The 20,127-nt window shown below is 66.0% G+C and carries 21 protein-coding genes and 1 pseudogene; 12 read left to right on the top strand and 10 right to left on the bottom strand.

Going from position 1 to position 20,127, the window contains the following annotated elements:
* Positions 1-105: 105 nt before the first annotated feature.
* The 7 genes from CWS35_RS30410 to CWS35_RS30435 all read right to left on the bottom strand — a co-directional run bounded on the left by CWS35_RS30410 (position 106) and on the right by CWS35_RS30435 (position 5,576).
* Positions 106-1,581 carry a bifunctional serine/threonine-protein kinase/universal stress protein gene (locus CWS35_RS30410; protein WP_100956802.1) on the bottom strand — a complete coding sequence of 492 codons (1,476 nt, stop codon included), beginning with the start codon at positions 1,579-1,581 and terminating at the stop codon, positions 106-108.
* Between the two features lie 5 nt (positions 1,582-1,586).
* A complete protein-coding gene (locus tag CWS35_RS30415) occupies positions 1,587-2,327 on the bottom strand; it encodes a metallophosphoesterase (RefSeq protein WP_100955202.1) in 741 nt (246 codons plus the stop codon).
* A 116-nt stretch (positions 2,328-2,443) separates the two neighbouring features.
* Positions 2,444-3,037 carry a TetR family transcriptional regulator gene (locus tag CWS35_RS30420; RefSeq protein ID WP_024582579.1) on the bottom strand — a complete coding sequence of 198 codons (594 nt, stop codon included), beginning with the start codon at positions 3,035-3,037 and terminating at the stop codon, positions 2,444-2,446.
* Complete coding sequence (locus CWS35_RS40450; protein ID WP_016843141.1) at positions 3,034-3,168, bottom strand: hypothetical protein; 135 nt, start codon at positions 3,166-3,168, stop codon at positions 3,034-3,036. Before CWS35_RS40450 ends, CWS35_RS30420 begins: the two co-directional genes overlap by 4 nt.
* A 366-nt stretch (positions 3,169-3,534) precedes the next feature.
* A complete protein-coding gene (locus CWS35_RS30425; protein WP_024582580.1) occupies positions 3,535-4,143 on the bottom strand; it encodes a hypothetical protein in 609 nt (202 codons plus the stop codon).
* Positions 4,136-4,825 carry a hypothetical protein gene (locus CWS35_RS30430; RefSeq protein ID WP_024582581.1) on the bottom strand — a complete coding sequence of 230 codons (690 nt, stop codon included), beginning with the start codon at positions 4,823-4,825 and terminating at the stop codon, positions 4,136-4,138. The genes CWS35_RS30425 and CWS35_RS30430 overlap by 8 nt, the downstream gene beginning before the upstream one ends.
* Entirely contained in the window at positions 4,815-5,576 is a 762-nt protein-coding gene (locus CWS35_RS30435) for a MotA/TolQ/ExbB proton channel family protein (RefSeq protein WP_100955203.1), read from the bottom strand. The genes CWS35_RS30430 and CWS35_RS30435 overlap by 11 nt, the downstream gene beginning before the upstream one ends.
* 234 nt (positions 5,577-5,810) lie before the next feature.
* Here CWS35_RS30435 and CWS35_RS30440 point away from each other — a divergent pair, with 234 nt between their 5' ends.
* The 3 genes from CWS35_RS30440 to CWS35_RS30450 all read left to right on the top strand — a co-directional run bounded on the left by CWS35_RS30440 (position 5,811) and on the right by CWS35_RS30450 (position 9,129).
* Positions 5,811-7,181, top strand: coding sequence for a histidine kinase (locus CWS35_RS30440; RefSeq protein ID WP_024582583.1), 1,371 nt, complete (start codon positions 5,811-5,813; stop codon positions 7,179-7,181).
* 1 nt (position 7,182) lies between these two features.
* Positions 7,183-7,851 carry a response regulator transcription factor gene (locus CWS35_RS30445; protein ID WP_029879443.1) on the top strand — a complete coding sequence of 223 codons (669 nt, stop codon included), beginning with the start codon at positions 7,183-7,185 and terminating at the stop codon, positions 7,849-7,851.
* Positions 7,852-7,956: 105 nt separating this feature from the next.
* A complete protein-coding gene (locus CWS35_RS30450; protein ID WP_024582585.1) occupies positions 7,957-9,129 on the top strand; it encodes a M20 aminoacylase family protein in 1,173 nt (390 codons plus the stop codon).
* A gap of 51 nt (positions 9,130-9,180) precedes the next feature.
* On the opposite strand, the gene CWS35_RS30455 is transcribed toward CWS35_RS30450, so the two are convergent.
* A complete protein-coding gene (locus tag CWS35_RS30455; RefSeq protein WP_100956804.1) occupies positions 9,181-10,179 on the bottom strand; it encodes an agmatine/peptidylarginine deiminase in 999 nt (332 codons plus the stop codon).
* A 143-nt stretch (positions 10,180-10,322) separates the two neighbouring features.
* Positions 10,323-10,886: a cytochrome b gene (locus CWS35_RS30460; protein ID WP_100955204.1), complete on the bottom strand. Its 564-nt coding sequence runs from the start codon at positions 10,884-10,886 to the stop codon at positions 10,323-10,325.
* 173 nt (positions 10,887-11,059) lie between these two features.
* On the opposite strand from CWS35_RS30460, the gene murI reads away from it, so the two are divergent.
* The 9 genes and pseudogenes from murI to CWS35_RS30505 all read left to right on the top strand — a co-directional run bounded on the left by murI (position 11,060) and on the right by CWS35_RS30505 (position 18,741).
* Complete coding sequence (murI, locus tag CWS35_RS30465; protein WP_100955205.1) at positions 11,060-11,857, top strand: glutamate racemase; 798 nt, start codon at positions 11,060-11,062, stop codon at positions 11,855-11,857.
* A 59-nt stretch (positions 11,858-11,916) separates the two neighbouring features.
* Positions 11,917-12,693, top strand: a complete 777-nt coding sequence (locus tag CWS35_RS30470) for an HpcH/HpaI aldolase/citrate lyase family protein (protein WP_100955206.1) — start codon at positions 11,917-11,919, stop codon at positions 12,691-12,693.
* A 121-nt stretch (positions 12,694-12,814) separates the two neighbouring features.
* Positions 12,815-13,774, top strand: coding sequence for a quinoprotein relay system zinc metallohydrolase 2 (locus CWS35_RS30475; RefSeq protein ID WP_029879448.1), 960 nt, complete (start codon positions 12,815-12,817; stop codon positions 13,772-13,774).
* Positions 13,771-14,337 (top strand): rhodanese-like domain-containing protein, encoded by a 567-nt coding sequence (locus CWS35_RS30480; protein WP_051404309.1) that lies wholly within the window; start codon positions 13,771-13,773, stop codon positions 14,335-14,337. The genes CWS35_RS30475 and CWS35_RS30480 overlap by 4 nt, the downstream gene beginning before the upstream one ends.
* Before the next feature lie 19 nt (positions 14,338-14,356).
* Positions 14,357-15,136 (top strand): quinoprotein dehydrogenase-associated SoxYZ-like carrier, encoded by a 780-nt coding sequence (locus CWS35_RS30485; RefSeq protein WP_157817288.1) that lies wholly within the window; start codon positions 14,357-14,359, stop codon positions 15,134-15,136.
* A 269-nt stretch (positions 15,137-15,405) separates the two neighbouring features.
* Positions 15,406-15,789 (top strand): cupin domain-containing protein, encoded by a 384-nt coding sequence (locus tag CWS35_RS30490; protein ID WP_024582595.1) that lies wholly within the window; start codon positions 15,406-15,408, stop codon positions 15,787-15,789.
* A 118-nt stretch (positions 15,790-15,907) separates the two neighbouring features.
* The gene (locus CWS35_RS30495) at positions 15,908-16,693 is read left to right on the top strand and encodes a hypothetical protein (protein WP_024582596.1); all 786 of its coding nucleotides are present in this window, start codon (positions 15,908-15,910) and stop codon (positions 16,691-16,693) included.
* Positions 16,694-16,964: 271 nt separating this feature from the next.
* Positions 16,965-17,581 (top strand): annotated as a pseudogene (gene rpsD / locus CWS35_RS30500) (30S ribosomal protein S4).
* Between the two features lie 92 nt (positions 17,582-17,673).
* A complete protein-coding gene (locus CWS35_RS30505) occupies positions 17,674-18,741 on the top strand; it encodes a low specificity L-threonine aldolase (protein WP_100955208.1) in 1,068 nt (355 codons plus the stop codon).
* Positions 18,742-18,854: 113 nt separating this feature from the next.
* On the opposite strand, the gene CWS35_RS30510 is transcribed toward CWS35_RS30505, so the two are convergent.
* Positions 18,855-20,108, bottom strand: coding sequence for a serine hydrolase (locus CWS35_RS30510; protein ID WP_100955209.1), 1,254 nt, complete (start codon positions 20,106-20,108; stop codon positions 18,855-18,857).
* Positions 20,109-20,127: the final 19 nt, after the last annotated feature.

Consider the following 20,127-nt stretch of genomic DNA (forward strand, 5'->3'; position numbering starts at 1 on the left):
ACTCGTCATGCTCGGACTTGTCCCGGGCATCCACGTCTTCGTCTGCCGGTGGCAAGACGTAGATGGCCGGGACAAGCCCGGCTATGACGATGTGGAAGCGTCCGATCAGAACAATGCGGGCGGCGTAGCCGCGGCGTTGGCCGCCTGGTCCGCCGCGCCGCCGTCGTCGCCATCCGTCGCCGGCGTCAGCCGCGACGGCCGCACCACGGTCACGGTGCACGGCGCTTCGGAGGCGACCTTCGCGGAGACGCTGCCGAGCAGCGCGCGCCGCATCGAGGATTGCCGCGCGCCGATGATGATGTGGTCGACCAGATTGACCGCACAGAACTCCAGGATCGCCGCGGCCGGATCGATCGCCTCCAGCACATGCACGGTCAGCCTGTCGTCCTCGAGCTTGAACGGCCGCGCCCAGTGCTGAAGCGCGACCAGGCGGTCGACATGCTTGTTCTGGCCCTGCTCGTCATGGCTGCGGTCGATCGCAAGACGATTGAGCTTCAGGACGTTGACGCAGGCGAGCCGCGCCGACGGCGACGTTGACAGCACCTGCTCGGCGGTGACGCGGATGATGTCGTTCAGCGCGTCGGCGCCCTCGCCGAGATCGAGTGCGACGGCAACGATCGGGCTGGAGGCGAGCTGCACCGCGGCACTGGACTTCGGCTGCGGCGGCACCGCGCCGAGATTGAAGCGACGGCGCCAGACGACGCGCAGCGGATCGCGATCGAGCCGCTGCGCCCGCGCGGTCAGCTTGACCTGCTCGGGGTGACCGAGATCGAAAGCGAGCTGCGCCGCGGTCGGATAGCGCGCGGCCGGATCGATCTCCAGACAGCGCAGCACGATCTCCTGCAACCAGGGCGGATAGTCGGGCTTGAGCTTGCGTGGCGGATACGGATCGCGCCACAGCCTGCGCCGCATCCCGCGCAGGGTCTCGGTCTCACCGAACGGGCGAACCCCGGTGGTGAAGAAATACAGCAGCACCCCGAGCGAAAACAGGTCGCTGCGCGGATCGTCGCGCACCCCGAGCAGGCGCTCCGGCGCCATGTAGGGCGCGGTGCCGTATGGCAGGCGAAACTCCTCCTGCAACAGGTCGGGCAGATGCTGATGATGCGACAGACCGAAATCGATCAGCACCGCTTCGCCGCGCTCGCGGAACATGATGCTGCTCGGCTTGATGTCGTGATGGATCACGTTCTGCCGATGCAGGCTGGCGAGCGCGGTGGCGATCTTGCCGCCGATCAAGCGCGCCTCGTCATACGGGATCGGCAGCGCGTCGAGCCGCTTGTAGAGGGTTTGCCCGGGGATGCGCTCCATCACCACATAGGCCTGGCGCTCGAAATCGCCGGTGCCGAAACACGCCGGCACGTGCGGCCCCGACAGCCGCGGCAGGATCATCTGCTCCATCTCGAAGCTGACGATGGCGGCGGGATCCTCGCCCTCCGAGGTGAGCGGCACCTTCATCAGCAGCGGTACGTTGATGCCCGGATGGGTGACGCTCCACAGCGTCGCCATGCCGCCGCGGTGCACCCGCTCGCCGATGGTGAAACCATCGATCTCGGCGCCCGACTGCATGGTCAGCGCAGGCATCGGGATCACCTGCCGAGCGGCAGCCGGTCGGCCAGCCAATGCGGCAGGCCGTTCGCCCTGATCCGCGCCGCCGCGGTCGCGACGTCATAGGGCACGCGATGATAGGTGATCTCGCGGCTTGCGGTGTCGAACATCGCAAACGATGCCGCGGGATCGCCGTCGCGCGGCTGGCCGACCGAGCCGAGCACCGCGAGCCAGCGCCGTCCCGTCAACAATTGGACCGGGACGCCCGAGGTCGGGACGAAGCTCGTCATCTTGGCGGTCGAGGACATCGAGTAGAGGCCGGGACGGTGGATGTGGCCGCAGAACGTGATCTGCAACTCGGTGGCCATCATGCTGCGCGCGGCATCCGAGGTGTCTCGGACATAGCGCCACTTCGCCGGATCGGAGGCCTCGGAATGCACGTAGAGGCGGTTGTCCTCTTCGCGCAGGATCGGCAGGCCGGCGAGGAAGGCCTTCTGTTCGCCATTGAGCCGGCCGCGGGTCCAGTCGATGGCGGCCTGCGCATCGGCATTCATGCTGTCGCTGGGAACGCCAATCGCGTTGTCATGATTGCCGCGCACTGCGATCGCGCCCTCGGACACGAGCCCCACCACGGTATCGACAGCCCATTCGGGATCGGCGCCATAGCCGACGATATCGCCGAGGCAGACCAGCCGCTCGGCGCCACGCGCCCGCGCGGCATCGAGGCAGGCGGCGAAGGCCTGCCGGTTGGCATGAATATCGGCAAAGAGTGCAAGCCGCATCGTGGTCCGCGCTACTGATCCCTGCCCGATATCAAGCACACGCGGCCCCGGGCTCGCAATCGGGCCAAAGGCATCGGTCGATCAGAAGATGTAGGGAACAGTAGGAAACGCGACCGCTATTGCTTGCAGACCCGTACGCCCTTCAGCAGCAGGGCGATCAACGCATCGATCCGCGACGGGCATTCCGGCTTGGCCCATTCCTCGGCATGCGCCGGGTGATGGTAGCGGACGGTCGCATCGAACACGGCACGCGCGGTCGCCTTGACGTTGTCCATCTCGAACACGCCTTGCGCCACGCCGTCGGCCAGGATTTTCGCGACCAGATCGACCTGCTTGTCCTTGTAGGCTTCCACCACCTCGCGGGCGTCCTGCGCCAGCGCGAGGTAGGTCGCGAACATCTCGGGATCGTCGCAGACCTTCTTCTGCTTGATGGTAAAGGCGGTGCGCAGCCATTTCTCCAGCCGCTCCGGCGCCGGGCCCGAGCTCGCCGCGATCTTGCACAGCGGCTCGTTGGCGCGGTCGAGCCAGCGCTTGGCCACCGCGTCGCGCAGCGAAGCCTTGCTGGGGAAGTGGCGGTAGACGCTGCCGTGGCTGACATCCAGCGCACGGGCAACGTCGACGACGGTGGCCTTGGTCAACCCGAAGCGCCTCAAGACATCCTCAGTTGCCTCGAGGATCCGCTCGGGTGTCAAAACCACCGCCTCGTTCATGCGTTTACCGTCTGGTTATCGCTGTCCTGCCCGCGGGTGAATTTGGCGGCCTGGGCAGCCAAATGACGGGCGACGCGAAGGTTGAGCCACTGTTGAATCTGGGCGGTCAATTGGAAGATTTCTATCGTCATGGAGGTAGTCCTTCGAGGTAATCAAATCAGGTACGGCTTCCCCGGCCAAATCACCGGAACAGCCACTGGGCGCCCTCCTCCCTTGGGCTGAACGGTATATACACCATCTCGCTGACAGATTTCAATATCTGTCAGCGAGACGCTGTGAGATGACAGCCATGCGCGGAGCGCGTCCTTGCCCGAAATACCGGTCTGGATTGGGACTGAATCGAAAGGGGCCGCTTCACGCAGCGACCCCTTTGCCGGGAAAATGTCTTGGGGATGAAATCTAGCCCCGGTTAGCCCGGAGAATACACCCAGACTGTGACCGGAGGGATTCCGGACGATTACTGTCCACCACCCTGACCCATTATTTTCGGCAAGGTCCTATTGCTGCGCATCCTTCGGCGGCATCCGCGGGGGCGGCAGCGGCGTGAAGACCGATCCCTGGGCACCCGCCGGCGGGGCCACGAACGTCCCGGTCGTGGAATCGCCGCCTGATGTCTCCAGGATCGTCTTCGGCGTGATGTACTCCCTGACGAAGTCCATGATGGTGCCGTCGCCGCCGCCGAAATCCGCCGCCCGGCCGCCTTGCGGGCGCCCGGCCTTGATCTCGTTGTCGGCGGTGTGGGTCTGCTCGGCCAGCGCCTCGCTGTAGGGAATGCGGAAGGCGCGCGGGACCGCGCTCGGCCGGTTGTCCTCGTCGAGCTCCTCGACCCAGAGATAGATCGAGCCCGGATCGCCCTCCAGCGAATGCGGCTCCACGATCCGCGTCGACAGCAGCTTGAAATTCGCCGGCAGCTTTTCCGCGGACGCCCAGCCGAGCAGGCCGCGCATGCCGCCGAAGCTGACGAAGTAGAAGGCACTGGTCACGACGATGACGACGGCCTTCAGCGACCAGTGCAGCCGCGCATAGACCAGCACGATCAGCAGCAGCGCGCCGATCACCGCATAGGCGACCGCGAGCGTGAGGATGATTGATTGCAGACTAGTCACGGCCAAGCACCCTGACGCCGGATTTAGGGGCGCCGGTGTTCGGATCGAGGTCGGCGCCGTTACGCCAATTGCTGCGGAAGGTCTCGAGCAGCGATTTTGGCCGCTGGTCCACGTTGATCACCTTGCCCTCGGCATCGAGGCGGAACCTGACCGCGGTCTTCTCGTCGCCGGTGTGATCGACGGTCAGCTTGTCGTCGAAGATCACCTGCGCCGTCGGGTTGAGCTTCTGCACCTTCACGTTGGCCTGCACCGGCTCGCCGGTGGTGGCCTGGAAATGCGAGACGTTGACGGTGTACTCGCCGGCGACGATGCCGCGCAGGGTGACGATCTCCTCGCGGATCGGCGATGCGATCTTCTTGCCGTTCACGACGATGAAGTCATTGGCGCCGCCGCGGTCGTCGCGATCGAGCGTCAGGAAACCGGCCTCGCGATGCCGGTACCATGCGATGTTGCCGGCAGGGTCCTGCACGAACAGGTCGAGATCGTCGGGATGGTTGTCCGGCCAGTCCATGGTGATGATGAACTCCGCCTTGGATTCGATCTTGCCTTCCTTGGAGTCGGGCGAAACCGACAGCAGCGCCAGGAAGAACAGGAAGGCGATCACTTGCAGCGCCTTGAACAGCATGACGCCAAGCGGATCGAACGGCTCCTCGCGCGGATAGAGCCCGAATTCATCCATCATGGCGGCGTTCCAAAGCCGGGGTGACGTGCGTTTCGGTCAGCACGACGGCATCGGAAAACACCCGCTGGGTCGCGGAATCGAGCATGTAGTACTGGACGCGAACCAGGATCGATCCGATCAGGCCGGCAAGCGTCGTGTACATTGCGACCGCCATGCCGTCGCTCATCAGGCCCATCGACGATTTCATCGCGACCTTGTCGGCGGCATCGAGGCTTGCGATCGGCGCCAGCATGATGATGAAGCCGATGATGGTGCCGAGCAGGCCGAGTTTCATCAGCGTGTCGGAGGCGAAGGCGCCAAATCCGTTGGAGCCGCGCAGCCGGTCCGCCAGCGTGCGCAGCAGCAGGGTCTGGTCGATCGGCCCCTTGGCCTGCGCGTCGGCTTTCTGCACCAGGCTGCGGATATGATCGGTGACGAGCCCGCCAGGCAGGCCCTTGGCGTCTGCGGCAAGCGCACCCGCGCCGTCGGGTGCGGCGAGCACCGATCGACAGGAGCGCGCCACCTCGCCTTCGCGCGCGATCGCCCGCGTCCGCCAGAAGCAATGGATGCAGGTCAGGACGTAGAGGACGGCAATGACGCTGGAAATGTAGGTGCGGTCGGAGTGGACCATCAGTCTGATCAGGCCGTAACGCCACAGCAGGAACGCGGCGAAAATCGACAGCCCGGTGAAGATCATCCAGAGCAGCAGCACGCTGCGCTCCGCCGTATCAGTGCCGGCCGATGCGGCCGAGGCGCCGACCCTGGCACTCATGCTGCGTTATCTCCCGTTGCCGACCGTTCCATCAAGCCGTGCGATCTCTCCTCCGGTTAGAGCAGAGCCGAAAAATGCCGTCCAAAGACATCTGCCCAAGTTTCGTTGGGCAAATTGCCCGATCTCTTGCCTCATCGCTGGGTTGCATTGGCTCGGAACCAGCTTGCTGCTACCGTTCGCTACTTGCGTTTGGGCGTGTCGTTCCACAACGCGCTCCGGCTGAGGAGTGATCGCATGCGCCTCGTGCTTCAACTGGTCGCCCGCCTGCTCGTCATCGTCGCGTTCTGCCTCGGCGCGGCCACGGTCTGGGCCACGATCGATGCCTATCGCAGCGTCGATCGCGCTACGGAAGCCTCCGCCGAACGGGTGTCGCAAGCGCTCGAAGGGCTGTACTGGCGCGAGTTGCTGCTGCGCAGCAACCGGATGCGTGAACAATTGCTCCCCTCGCCGGACTGGCGCACCATCGAGACCATGGGCCTGATCGCCCCGGGCATCTGCGTCCAGTTCGAGCCCGCCGGCGCGTTCGAAAAGCCGCTTTGCGGCCAGAGCAAGGGCATCGGCAAGACGCCGCCGCGCTGGTTCGCAACCACCGTCCAGACGGTGCTCGGCGACCACACCACGGTTGAGCGGCCGATCAGCGAGCGCGCCGCGACCGGCGGAACCGTCCGCGCCACGCCCGATCCGGACGCCGCGATCGCGCTGGCCTGGCAGCACATCCTCGACAACATCCATGTCGCACTGTTGATGGCGCTCGCGATCGCCCTGCTCGCCTCGCTCGCCATCGCCCATACGCTGGCGCCGGCGCGAACCATCGTCACGGCACTGCAACGCATGGCCGACGGCGAATACCTGACGCCGCTGCCGCGGATCCGCTCGATGGAGCTGGCGATGATCGGACGCGCCGTGAGCGATCTCGGCGACCGCCTCGCGGCAGCCGAGGAAGAACGCACGGTGCTGACGCGGCGCCTGCTCGAGATCCGCAGCGACGAACGCCGCGCGCTCGCCCGCGAGCTGCATGACGAGTTCGGCCAGAACCTCACCGCCATCCTCGCCTTCGCCAACACGATCGAGGCCACCGCGCCGCAGAAGGATCCCGGCAACGAGATCGCGCAGGATGCGCGGATGATCTCGCAGGCGACGCGCCGCATCATGGCCTGCCTGCGCGATACGCTGAACCGGCTGCGTCATCCGCCGGCCGAGGAGCTCGGGCTGGAGGCAAGCCTGGTCAGCCTCGTCGATAGCTGGCGCTCGCGGGCCACGACCCAGCCGCTGATCCAGCTCGACCTGCAAGGCGATCTCGCCGACGTGCGCGGGACTGTCGCCGCCACCGCCTATCGCGTCGCGCAGGAATGCCTGACCAACGCGCTGCGCCACAGCGCGGCGCGCGAGATTGTGCTGCGGATCGAGCGGCGCACCGGCGCGGAGAATGCGCTGCTCGTGCGGGTCGAGGACGATGGCGGCGGCGATGCGGCCAAGGTGGCGGAATCGGCCGGCTTCGGCCTCACCGGCGTCAGCGAGCGGGTCGCCGCACTCGGCGGCTCGCTGTCGATCGCACGCGCCAGCCGCGGCCTCAGTGTTGCCGCCACGATCCCGCTCGCCGCCTGAGATGACGACCGCCAAGACGATAGCCTCGAAGGCCCGAGGTATCGCCATCCTGTTGGTCGACGACCATCCCGTCGTCCGCCAAGGCTACCGGCGCGTGCTCGAACACCAGGACGATTTCCGCGTGGTCGCCGAGGCCGACAACGCGGCCAATGCCTATCGCGCGTTCAAGTCGCACGAGCCGGACGTCGTGGTGATGGACATCTCGATGCCGGGCGCCAGCGGACTGGAAGCGATCCGCAACATCCGCGCGCGCGATGCCGACGCGCGCATCCTGGTGTTCAGCATGCACAGCGAGGCGGCGCAGGTGAAGGCAGCCTTCGCCGCCGGCGCCTCCGGCTTCGTCACCAAGGGCAGCGAGCCGGCCGAACTGATCGCAGCGATCCGCGCCGTTGCGCGCGGCGAGCATGCGATGAGTGACGACGTGGCCCGGGTGCTGGCGCTGGAGAGCCTGGTGCCGACCAGATCGGCGCTCGACCAGCTCGGCGAGCGGGAGATCGAGATCCTGCGGCAGCTCGCGGCCGGCCACACCAAGGAGCAGATCGCGGCCAATCTGAACCTCAGCACCAAGACCGTGCAGAACTACCACTATCTGATCAAGGCCAAGACCGGGATGCGGACCGACGCCCAGCTGGTCCGCCTCGCCGTCGAATGCGGACTGGCGAATCTGTAGCGGGCCGACCTGATCCGGGCCACGGGCTGGTGCCATTCCGCGTGACAATGCGGCGGGTTGCGCTACGCTCCCCGCCACCGCAATCACAAGAAACGGACCCTTCCCATGCCCATCGTCAATCGCGTTGCCGCCCTCTCGGATGAAATGGCCGCCTGGCGCCATGACTTCCACGAGAATCCCGAACTGCTCTACGAGGTGCACCGCACCGCCGGCATCGTCGCCGACAGACTGCGCGAGTTCGGCTGTGACGAAGTGGTAACGGGAATCGGGCGCACCGGCGTTGTCGGCGTGATCCGCGGCCGCAAGAACGGCTCGGGCAAGACCATCGGGCTGCGTGCCGACATGGACGCGCTGCCGATCGAGGAGGCCTCGGGCGTCGCCTATGCCTCGAAGGTCCCTGGCAAGATGCACGCCTGCGGCCATGACGGCCACACCGCGATGCTGCTGGGCGCCGCGAAGTATCTCACCGAGACGCGGAATTTCGACGGCACCGCGGTCGTGATCTTCCAGCCGGCCGAGGAAGGCGGCGCCGGCGGCAAGGCGATGGTCGACGACGGCCTGATGACCCGCTGGGGCATCCAGGAGGTCTATGGCCTGCACAACATGCCGGGCCTGCCCGAGGGCTACTTCGCGACCACGCCAGGGCCGATGCTCGCCTCGTCAGACACCCTGAAGATCGTCGTGCACGGCAAGGGCGGCCATGCCGGCGCCGCGCCGCACGAGGCGGTCGACAGCGTCCTGATCGGCGCCCAGATCATCAACGCGCTGCAATCGATCGTGTCGCGCAATGTCGACCCGCTGAAATCGGCCGTGATCTCGATCACCATGTTCCAGGCCGGCAGCGCGTTCAACGTGATCCCCGAGACCGTCACGCTGGGCGGCACGGTGCGCACACTCGATCCCGGGGTGCGCGACCTGGTCGAGCGCCGGATCGGCGAAGTCGCCTCCAGCATCGCGAAAGCCTATGGCGGCTCGGCCGAGACCGATTATGGACGGATGTATCCGGTGACGCTGAATCACGCCCGCGAGGCCGGCATCGCCGCCGAGATCGCCCGCGACGTGGTCGGCGCCGACCGCGTCAACGACAATCTGGTGCCGGTGATGGGCGCCGAGGATTTCGCATTCATGCTGGAGGCGCGCCCCGGCGCGTTCGTGTTCCTCGGGATGGGCGATGGCCCGATGTGCCACCACCCCGCCTACAAGTTCAACGACAACATCCTCGGCCACGGCGCCTCATATTGGGTGCGCCTGGTCGAGAAGCAGATGCCGGCGGGCTAAACTTCGTTCAGCCGGAAATGGATCAGGCCGCGAGCACCTCGCGGCCTGCATTCATGGCTGCGAACGCGGCTGCTGTTGCGTCGTGCAATGAATTCCACCGCCGCCGGCCGCAATGCCGTCGATGTTGAGCTGAATGATCTCCCGATCCGGGAACAGGTCGCGCAGCTTGTCGCGCGCATTGCCGTCGGCTGCGGCGTCGCCGAATTCCGGCGCGATGACGGCGCCATTGCAGACATAGAAATTGATGTAGCCGGCGGCGAATTCCTTGCTGCTGTATTTTGGACGCACCGTCGACGGTGCCTGCAACACAACGACATCCAGCCGCCGACCCTTCGCATCCGTGGCGCCGCGCAGGATGTCGCGGTGCCGTTTGGTGACCGCGTGGTCGAACGACGACGGATCCGTCTCCAGACCTGCGACGACAACACCGGGACTGGCAAACCGTGCGTAGAAGTCGGTATGTCCGTCGGTGACGTCCTTGCCGGCGATGCCGGGCAGCCAGATGATCTTGTCGAGCCCGAGCAGGCGGGACAATTCGGCCTCGCACTTCTCCCTGGATAGACCCGGGTTGCGGTTTGGATTGAGCACGCAGCTCTCGGTGATGATCGCAGTCCCCTCACCGTCGACTTCGATCCCGCCACCTTCCAGCACCAGTCCGGCTTCCAGGAACGTCGCCTTTGCCAGTCCGGCGACACGCTCCGCGACCGTGGCATCGAGCGCATGGCGCTGCTTGTTGCCCCAGCCGTTGAAATTGAAACCGACGGCGCCGAGCTGCGCGGACGGATCAACCACGAAGACCGGCCCGGTGTCGCGCAGCCACACATCGTCGACCGCCTGGACGACGAGGTTGACCGCGGGGCCGCAAAGCCGGGCAGCGATCGCGTGGTCTTCCTCGCGCACCAGCATGTTCACGCGTTCATAGGCGGCGATCGCCTTGGCGATGTCAGCGAGATTTTCCCGCGCGACAGGCAGCAGCTTGCCGCCCCAGATTGCCGCGCCGGCGCCAAAGGCCATCCAGGTGGCGGCATGCGGTGTGCCCTCGTCGGGCATCCGCCAAGCCACTTGATCGCGCGCAGGATCGTTCACGAGCATTCTGGCCGCGATGGCCGCCCCGGTTCATCTCAGGATGCCGCAATTACCTGGCTCGCAAGGCCGTTTCGAGACCAACCGCCGCGCGCAGCCCGCCTGTTGGGCTAACCCGAGGCGTCGGCCTCACCTGCCCCGATCATCCGCGCGGCGATCTGGTCGCGCTTGACGAAGTAATGGAAGGCAACCGCGGCGAGGTGCAGCACGATCAGCGCCAGCAGCACATAGGCGAAGAAAATATGGCGATCCTCATAGGCGTCCGCCGCCGCCTTGTCGGGCGACGTGATCTGGGGAACGTGGAACAGGCCGAAGAAGCTCGAATAGTCCTGGGCGCGGGCGCCAGAATGCGCCCAGCCCAACATCGCCACCAGGATGGTGACGAGATAAAGCGCGCCATGGCTGAGGCGGGCGGCGATCCGCTGCCAGGAGGGCGTGTCGGCCGGCAGCGCCGGCGTCGGATTAACGCCGCGCCAGAGCAGCCGCAGCACGGTGAAGAGCAGCACCAGATAGCCGATATCGGCATGGATTGACCGGTAGAAGAACTTGTCCGCCCGCGCCGGGATGTGGTTCATCCACCAGCCATAAGCCAGCATGCCGATGATGGCGATGCCCAACCCCCAGTGGAACGCACGGGCGAGCGAGCCCCAGCTCGTGGTGGTATTGCGGATCATGATCGATTGGCCCCGTTAGGATTTCGCACGTCGCGGCAATAGTTTGCCGTGATACTTGCAGGGATCGATCAAGGCCATATGAAATTCCCGCCTTCACCGCCTTTTGTCGGCCGCAGAGGCCGGATAGCCAATAACAACTGAATGGTAACCCTGCTTCGGATAGACTTTTCACCGTGTCCACTCCCCCGACCATCCTTGTGTTCGATTCCGGCCTCGGCGGCCTCACCGTGCTACGCGAGATCGTCCGCGCCCGGCCCGACGCGCATTACGTCTATGTCGCCGATGACGCGTTCTTCCCCTATGGCCACCACACCGAGGACGAGATCATCGCCCGCGTGGTGCCGCTGGTCGGCGAGCTGATCGAGGCTCACGCGCCCGACCTCGTCGTGATCGCCTGCAACACGGCATCGACCCTGGTGATGTCGCATCTGCGTGATGCCTACCGCCTGCCCTTCGTCGGCACCGTGCCGGCGATCAAGCCGGCCTGCGCCTCGTCGAAGACCCGCCGCGTCTCGGTGCTCGGCACCAGGGGCACCGTGAAGCGGGAATACACCCGCAAGCTGATCTCGGATTTTGCGCAGGGCTGCGAGGTGACGCTGGTCGGCTCCGGCGAGCTCGCCTCGCTGGCGGAAGCCGCCCTCAGCGGCGAGAGCGTGCGCGACCAGGACATCGCGGCCGAGCTCGCGCCCTGCTTCGTCGGCGACGGCCCCGGCGACCCGGCCCGCACCGACACCGTCGTGCTGGCCTGCACGCATTATCCGCTGCTGCTGGAACGCCTGACCAGGCTCGCGCCCTGGCCGGTCGAGTGGATCGATCCGGCCCCGGCGATCGCGCGCCGGGTCGCCGACCTGCTCGGCCCGGTGGGCGCCGCGAGCGACACGGCCGGCGCCGAGATGATCTTCACCTCCAAGCGCCCGCATGCGCTCACCGCGGCACTGACGCCGTTCTTCGGCGGCCGCGTCCCGGCCTGATCCTTTCCGCCGTCACGGCGCGCTGCTAGCCTCTGCTCTCGTTCGAGGGAGGACCGAATTTGACCGCAGCCCCGCTGACGCCGCTCAACCGCCTGCGCAAGCTGTGGCGCGACAAGCGCCCGACCTTCGGCGCGATCGCGACCATTCCGAGCATCCAGACCGTGCAGATCATGGCGCAGTCGCTGGACTGGATCATCGTCGATCTCGAGCACGGCCCGATCGATCTCGGCACCGCGCACGCGATGATCGTGGCAACGTCAGGGACGCCGTGCGTGCCGATGGTGCGGATCGCCGCCAACGAGCCGCACCTCGCCAAGGCACCGATGGACATCGGCGCGCTCGGCATCAATTTTCCGATGATCTGCAACCGCGCCGACGCCGAGAAGGCCGTGCGCAGCGTGCGCTATCCGCCGAACGGCGACCGGCTCTGGGGACCGTTCCATGCGCCGTTCCGCTGGGGCGTCTCGATGAACGACTACATGGCGACCGCCGATGACGACATGATCTGCATGGTCACGATCGAGCATGTCGATGCCGTGAACCGGATCGACGAGATCATGGCGACGCCGGGCATCGACCTCGCGGTGATCGGTCCCGGCGATCTTGCCACCTCGATCAACAAGCGCGGCCTGCCCGACGACCCCGAAGTGGTCGCGCTGACGCAGCGTGCCGAGGAAGGCATCATGAAGAGCGGCGTGCCGATCGGCGGCGTCGCGCGCACCGCGGACCAGGCCAACGCGATGATCGACCGCGGCTATCTCGCGCTCGCGCTCGGCTTCGACTGGTCGCTGTTCCAGCGCGGCATCGCAGCCGCCTTCGCCGGAATCAGCCGCTAGGCGCAACAGCCGCGTCGCACCTTCACCGCGCCCCTTGAGCTGCGCGATCGTCGGTCTCGGTACGACCAAAGTACCGATCAAGGCCGGCGCCTCCCCGCTATAGTCGCAGCCGGGAGGAATGATGGTTTCCGCTTCGGACAAGGCGCTGTCGCGTCGCGCGGCATTGTTCGGTGGCCTTTGCCTGTGCTGCGCACCCGCACGATCGCGGGCGACGGCTTCGGCCGCCCCGGCGCCGATGGTCGAGGTCGCTCCCGGACTTCATGTGCGCCGCGGCGTGACCGAGGATGCCTCGGCCGGCAATTTCGACGCCATCGCCAACCTTGCCTTCGTGATCGGACGCGACGCCGTCGCCGTGATCGATCCGGGCGGCAGCCTGCATGACGGACGGAGCCTGCGGCTTGCGATCCGCGCACGCACGCAATTGCCGATCCGCTATGTCGTGCTGTCGCATGTCCACCCCGACCATGTTTTCGGCGCCGCCGCCTTCAGGCAAGACGGGACAATCTTTGTCGGCCATTCCGAACTTCCGCAGCAACTCGCCGCCCGCGGCGCGTTCTATCGCAGCGGCCTCGAAAGGCTGCTGGGCGCAACGGAGGCCGGCGACGTCGTGGTGCCGACGATGCTGGTGCGCAGGAGCGAGCCTGTCGAGCTTGATCTCGGTGGCCGCATCCTGCTGCTGACGGCCCATCCTCCCGCGCACACCGTCTCCGATCTCAGCGTGCTCGACAGGCAATCTGGCATCCTGCTGGCGAGCGACCTCCTGTTCGTCGATCGGGTGCCGGCGCTCGACGGCGATCTCAACGGGTGGCTCACGGAACTCGCGGCGATGCACACGTCCGGTACCCGGCACGCCGTTCCGGGGCACGGACCGCCGCTGGTGGAACTGCAAGAGGCAGTCACGCCACTGCAACGCTATTTGGCCCTGCTGCGCGACGAGACGCGCGCCGCGATTGGCCGGGGTCTATCGATCGAGGATGCAGCAAGCTCCGTCGCACAATCCGAACGCGCCCGCTGGCCGATGTTCGACACCTATAATGGCCGCAACGTGATCGAGGCTTATCGGCGGCTGGAGTGGGAATGAGGTGGAAGCATTGCCTGACGATCATCTGCGTCCCGCTGGCGATCATGGTGCACGCGACGGGCGCGCTCGCGCAGGACGATGCGCCACCCGAACCAGAGGGCCTCTGGCAGGGTCCGATGAACGGGCGCGTACCGGCGACCGTTGCCGGCGGCACCGTGATCGCGACGCAGGAGCTTGCCGCGCTGTCGACCGGCGGGTCGACGGTGCTGATCGATGTTTCTCCCGCACCACGGCGTCCCGAACATCTGTCGTCGCCGTGGCTGCCGATGCCGCACCGGACCATCCCGCGCAGCGTCTGGATTCCGGGAGCCGGCGCCGGCGTCATCTCCGCCACGATGATGGGCTATATCCGAGCGCGGCTGGCAGACCTGACGGCAGGCGACCGCGACAGGTCGATCGTGGTCTACTGCCGCGTCGATTGCTGGGCGAGCTGGAACGCCGCCAAGCGGCTGATCGCAGACGGCTATCGGCATGTGGCTTGGTATCCGGACGGCATCGAGGCCTGGCAGGACTCCGGCCTGCCCACCGCCATCACGGAGCCGGAAGGCCCGGCTGTACAATAACCGCTCGACGAGGGACGCGATGATGAAACGGCTTCTGATCTCGATGCTGTTCGCTGTTGCCGGCATCACCCTTGCCGCGGCGGACGACGGCACCGAACGCGAGGCGCGCTGGAAGAGCATCGCGGGCGATATTTTCGGTGAGCGGCCGATCGAAGACGGCAGCGCGCTCCTGAAGCTGAAGGTGCCCGAACAGGCAATGGATGCGGCCCTGGTGCCGATCAGCGTGGACTTCATCGGCGACCGGCCGATCACCTCGGTGTCGGTCGTCGTCGACAACAACCCGATGCCGCTCGCGGGCCGGTTCCGGCTCGGTCCGGCGTTTGCGCGGCAGGACTTGAAGCTGCGGATACGCGTCAACGAATTCACCCTGATCCACGCGGTCGCCGAGACCGGCGACGGCAGGCTCTACGCAGTGTCGCAATATATCAGGGCCGCCGGCGGCTGCTCCGCGCCGAGCGCCACCGCGTCAGCCGACGTGCTGGCTCGGATGGGCAGGATGCAGCTGCGACGCGAACGCTCGATCGACGCCTCGCTGGTGCCATCGCGTCTCCTCATCAGCCATCCGAACTACAGCGGGATGCAGCAGAACGCGAGCGGCGACTACACCCCGGCACGCTATCTCGAGCGTGTCTCGGTCAGTGTCGGCGGCGTCAGCGTGTTCGACATGGATGGTGGCATCTCGTTGAGCGAAGACCCATCGATCGGCTTCACCTATGTCGCCAGGGGCAACGCCGAGGTCGACGTCAGGGTGCAGGACAGTTCGTCGGCGCAATTCGCGCAGCACTTCGATGCGCTTTAGGCCGGCCGCCGGCGAGCGAGTTCCAGCCACGTCATAGGGAACCGCGGCCGAACCTTTGGCATCGCGCCCGAGCTGGATTGGAAAATCGAGCGCCGCAATTGGCTGAACAGCGTGTCAGGCTGCCGTAAGCTCCGTCGCGTCAAATGGCGCGATCCTGTGCGTCTTGGATAAACGGACTAATCCCAATGTCGAAACTGTACATCACACATCGCCTGCTTTTCGCCGCGATTCCGCGCTGCTAGACTTTCCGCGGGTTGGGAGGGACATGCATGTTCAGGAAACTACTACTCGGTCTCGCCGTGATTGCCTTTGCCGGCACAGCCGTCGCGCAGCAAAGCGGTATCAAGCGAACGCCGCTGCAAAAGGTCGATTTCCCGCCGGGCTACAACACGGTCACGGCGATTGCCGAGGTTCCCGCCGGGGGTGCGTCGGGGCGCCACACCCATCCCGGGGCCGAAACCGGCTATGTGCTCGAGGGCGAGCTCGAGCTTCTGATCGACGGCAAGCCGCCGTTGAAGCTGAAGGCGGGCGACTCCTACCAGATCCCGGAAGGTGCGGTGCACGACGCCAGAACGTCCGGCGACAAGCCGCTCAAGGTGCTCGGAATCTACATCGTCAAGGCCGGCGAGCCCCTGGCGAAACCAGCGCCGTGAACCGAACCAATTGGCGTTCGACCACTTGGTTCATGCTAGCTTCAGGTGCGGTGCGCAACGATTTCAGTTCGCCGGACCTCTGATTTTTTGCCTGTTTGCAGGGATATGAACCGAACCGATGCGCGGTAAATTTCGCAGGATTTCATTGCCGCGCCGTCTCGTCGCCGACCTGATGTACGCGTCGGCCGGCGTGCCGTTCGTGTCCCTGACGCGCTCGCTGAACGTCCGTGCCGTGGTCGAGGCCCGCGCCCGCGCCGAGCAGGCTCCAGGCTGGGCCGCAATCTTCGTCAAGGCATTCGCGCTGGTCGCAAAGACCGAGCCGACCCTGCGCACCCTGCACGTCAAATGGCCCTGGCCCTGTCTCTACGAGCTGCCGTGCAGCGTCGGAATGGTTGCCATTGCGCGCGTCGAGAAGGGTGAGGATTGTGTGCTGTTCGAACGCGTCCGCGGCGCCGACGAGATGGCGCTCACGGACGTCGATGCGCTGATCCGGCGCGCCAAGACGGCGCCGCTGCACGAAATCCCCTCGTTCCGCAAAACCCTCTGCGTAACGCGCCTGCCGTTTCCGCTGCGCCGCCTGGCATGGGCGATCGGGATGAATTTCGGCCGGCAGCGCGCCAATTTCTGCGGCAGCTTCGGCGTGACCTCGGTAGCCGCCTACGGCCCGGGCGAGTTGCATGCGCTGAGCCCCGGCCCGTTCCTGCTGAGCTACGGCGTGGTCAAGCCGGATCAGACTGTCGATGTGGTGCTGCGCTGGGACCATCTGGTCTGCGATGCCGCCCTGATCGCCCAGACGATGACCCGGCTCGAGCAGGTGCTGGGCGGCGAAATTGCCGCGGAGCTGGACGCGATCCAGCCACCATCCGAGGCGCGGCCGGTCCGGGCGGCCGGAAATCGTCCCTGAGGGGGCCAAAACGGCCGGAATTTGCGCCGATTCGGCCCAAAAGGCCCGGCGTTTCGTTTGACAGGACCGGACTTTCTCCTTAAGACCACCCTTGCTCGCGGGCCGGTTTCGGCCCGCGATGCGTTTCGCGACCCGTGGTTCTCCCCGAGCTTTCGAGGCGGACCTGTCGGTACGGGCCTTTTGGCCGGTACACAGGAGGGCGCGTCTCCTCAAACCTGAAACTGACAAAACGCCGGTCGCCCTGTTGCGACGGCTACACAAAGAGGACGCGATGACAAAGCGCAGTGAGGCGAAGTACAAGATCGATCGCCGCATGGGCCAGAACATCTGGGGCCGCCCGAAGAGCCCCGTGAACCGCCGCGAGTACGGCCCCGGCCAGCACGGCCAGCGCCGCAAGGGCAAGCTCTCCGACTTCGGCGTGCAGCTCCGCGCCAAGCAGAAGCTCAAGGGCTACTACGCCAACATTTCGGAGCGCCAGTTCCACGGCATCTATGTCGAAGCCAGCCGCCTGAAGGGCGACACCGGCGAGAACCTGATCGGCCTGCTCGAGCGCCGTCTCGATACCGTGGTGTATCGCGCCAAGTTCGTCTCGACCATGTTCGCCGCGCGCCAGTTCATCAACCACGGCCACGTCAAGGTGAACGGCCGCAAGGTCAACATCGGCAGCTACAAGCTGAAGGTCGGCGACGTCGTCGAGGTCAAGGAATCCTCCAAGCAGCTCACCCCGGTGCTGGAAGCAAGCCAGCTGCCCGAGCGCGACGTGCCCGACTTCATCGAAGTCGATCACTCCAAGATGACTGCGAAGTACGCCCGTACCCCGGCCTCTCGGACGTGCCGTTCCCGGTGCAGATGGAGCCGCATCTGATCGTCGAATTCTATTCGCGCTGATCGCAGCACGCATGCGAGATCCGAAAGGCCCCGGTTTTGCCGGGGCCTTTTTGTTTGGCTAAAGTCAGGGCATATCGACCGAGAGAGACATCATGCACTACACCCCTGCCCGTCCCGATCCGAAGGCGCCACCTGTCCGCATCAACCTGCTGTCGGACACCCAGACCAGGCCAACGCCGGCGATGCGCGAAGCGATGGCCAGGGCGGAGGTCGGCGACGAGCAGGTCGGCGACGATCCGACCACCAATGAGCTCTGCGCCCGCGTCGCCGATATGCTCGGCAAGGAGGCCGCGGTCTTCATGCCGTCGGGCACGATGTGCAACGTCGCGGCGACGCTGGCCTATTGCCGGCCGGGGGACGAGATCCTGGCGCATGCCACCGCCCATATCATCGCGCGCGAGGGCGGCGCGCATGCGGCGCTCGGCGGCTTCCAGATCACCCAGCTGCCGGGCGACGACGGCCAGTTCACGCCGGATACGTTCCGCACCGCGCTGCATCCGCGCACCCGCTACCAGCCGCCGCAGGTGCTGGTCAGCGTCGAGCAGACCGCCAATATCGGCGGCGGCACGATCTGGAAGAAGGCTGCGCTCGACGAGATCGTGCGGATCGCCCGGGATCACGACCTCGCCACCCATATGGACGGCGCGCGGCTCCTGAACGCGACCGTCGCATCCGGCATCTCGGCGCGCGACATGACCGCTGGCTGGGACTCCGCCTGGATCGACTTCTCGAAGGGCCTGGGCGCGCCGATCGGCGGCGTGATCGCCGGAACCAAAGCTTTCATCGACGACGTCTGGCGCTGGAAGCAGCGGCTCGGCGGCTCGATGCGGCAGTCCGGCATCTCGGCCGCCGCCTGCATCTACGCGCTCGATCACCATGTCGACCGCCTCGCCGACGATCACGCCAATGCGCGGGCGCTGGCGCGCGGGCTGGCGCAGATCAACGGCATCGCGGTGCAGGCGCCGGAAACCAACCTCGTCTTCTTCATGCCCGACGGCGCCGGCGTATCGGGCGCCAGGATGGTCGCCGAGTTGCGCAAGCGCGGCGTGACACTCGCCATGATGGACGGCCGGATCAGGGCATGCACGCATCTCGACGTCACGGCTGCGATGATCGAGGAAGCGATCGGCCACGTCAGGGACATCGTGCGCGCGGCGTAGCTCCCACAGCTTCATCGCGAGGAACGGGAACGGCCAAGCAATCCGTGCTCAGTGAGCGGCGGAATCGACTGCTTCGCTTTCGCTCGCAATGACGGACAGATCGTCTTGCCCGGTCAACGCCCCATCGCCTGATAGATCAGCGTCTTCAATTCCTGCTGGATCCGGCCGCGCTGTGACGGCGTCTGCACCATGAAGATGCCGAATAGATCGTCGGCGGGATCGATGAAGAAGAACGTGCCGCCGACGCCGTCCCAGCGATATTCGCCCAATGGCCAATTCGTGTTCTCCGGCACGGAGGTGCGGACCGCGAGGCCGAGGCCGAAGCCGGAGTTCGGGCCGGGATAATAGTTCTTGTCACGGACGACCCCGGTCTCCGGACCGATATGATCCGACGCCATCAGTGCGATCGTTTCCGGCTTCAGGTAGCGCTTCCCCTGATAGCTGCCGCCGTTCAGCAGCATCTGCGAGAAGCGTGCATAGTCACCGATGGTGCCAACCATGCCACCGCCACCGGATTCCCATCGCAGCAGCCGGCGCGGGTCGCGGATGTCGGCGACCGGACTGATGGTACGGTCCTTCGGCATCGGCTCCGCAATCAGTGGCCATTTCGCAGGGTCGGTCACGTAGAACGCCGTCTCGTTCATTCCGAGCGGACCGAGCAGCCGTTCCTTCTCGACCTGAAACAGGGAATTGCCGGTGATCACCTCGATGACGCGGCCGAGCACGTCGGTGGAATGGCCGTAATCCCACTGCGTACCGGGTTGCTCGGCGAGCGGCAGAGCCGTGAGCCGCGCGACAAATTCGGTATTGTCGGGATCGTTGTTGAACAGACCGGCATCGGCGTAGTCCTTGTTCACGATCCCGCCGCCGTAATAGCCATAGGGCAATCCGGCCGTGTGGCGCATCAGGTCTTCGATCGTCACGGGACGCTTGAGCGGCTCCTGTGTCATCACCGTCTTGCCGTCCTCGCCACGCCTCTCGACGCCGACCTTCATCTTGGCAAAGGGCGGGACATACTTCGACACCGGATCGCTGAGCGCGAGCTTGCCCTCTTCCACCAGCATCATCGCGATCACGGTGGTGATCGGCTTCGACATCGAGTAGAGGCGGAAGATGGTGTCCGGGCTCATCGACAACTCGGTGGCGATGTCGCGCACCCCGAAGCTCTCGAAGTAGACCGGCTTGCCATGCTGCTGCAGCAGCAGGATCGCGCCGGGAATCTTGCCGGTCGCGACCTCGTTCCTGACATAGTCGGACACCTTGGCGAGGCCTGCCGCCGAGAAGCTGTGCGCCTCGGAACCGGCCTTCGCACCCGTTGCGACCAACGCGAGCACGAGTGCCGCGACGACTGCGCGGCACCCACGCATATAAGAGCATGATCCGCTT

Source organism: Bradyrhizobium sp. SK17, from assembly GCF_002831585.1.
Lineage (GTDB): Bacteria > Pseudomonadota > Alphaproteobacteria > Rhizobiales > Xanthobacteraceae > Bradyrhizobium.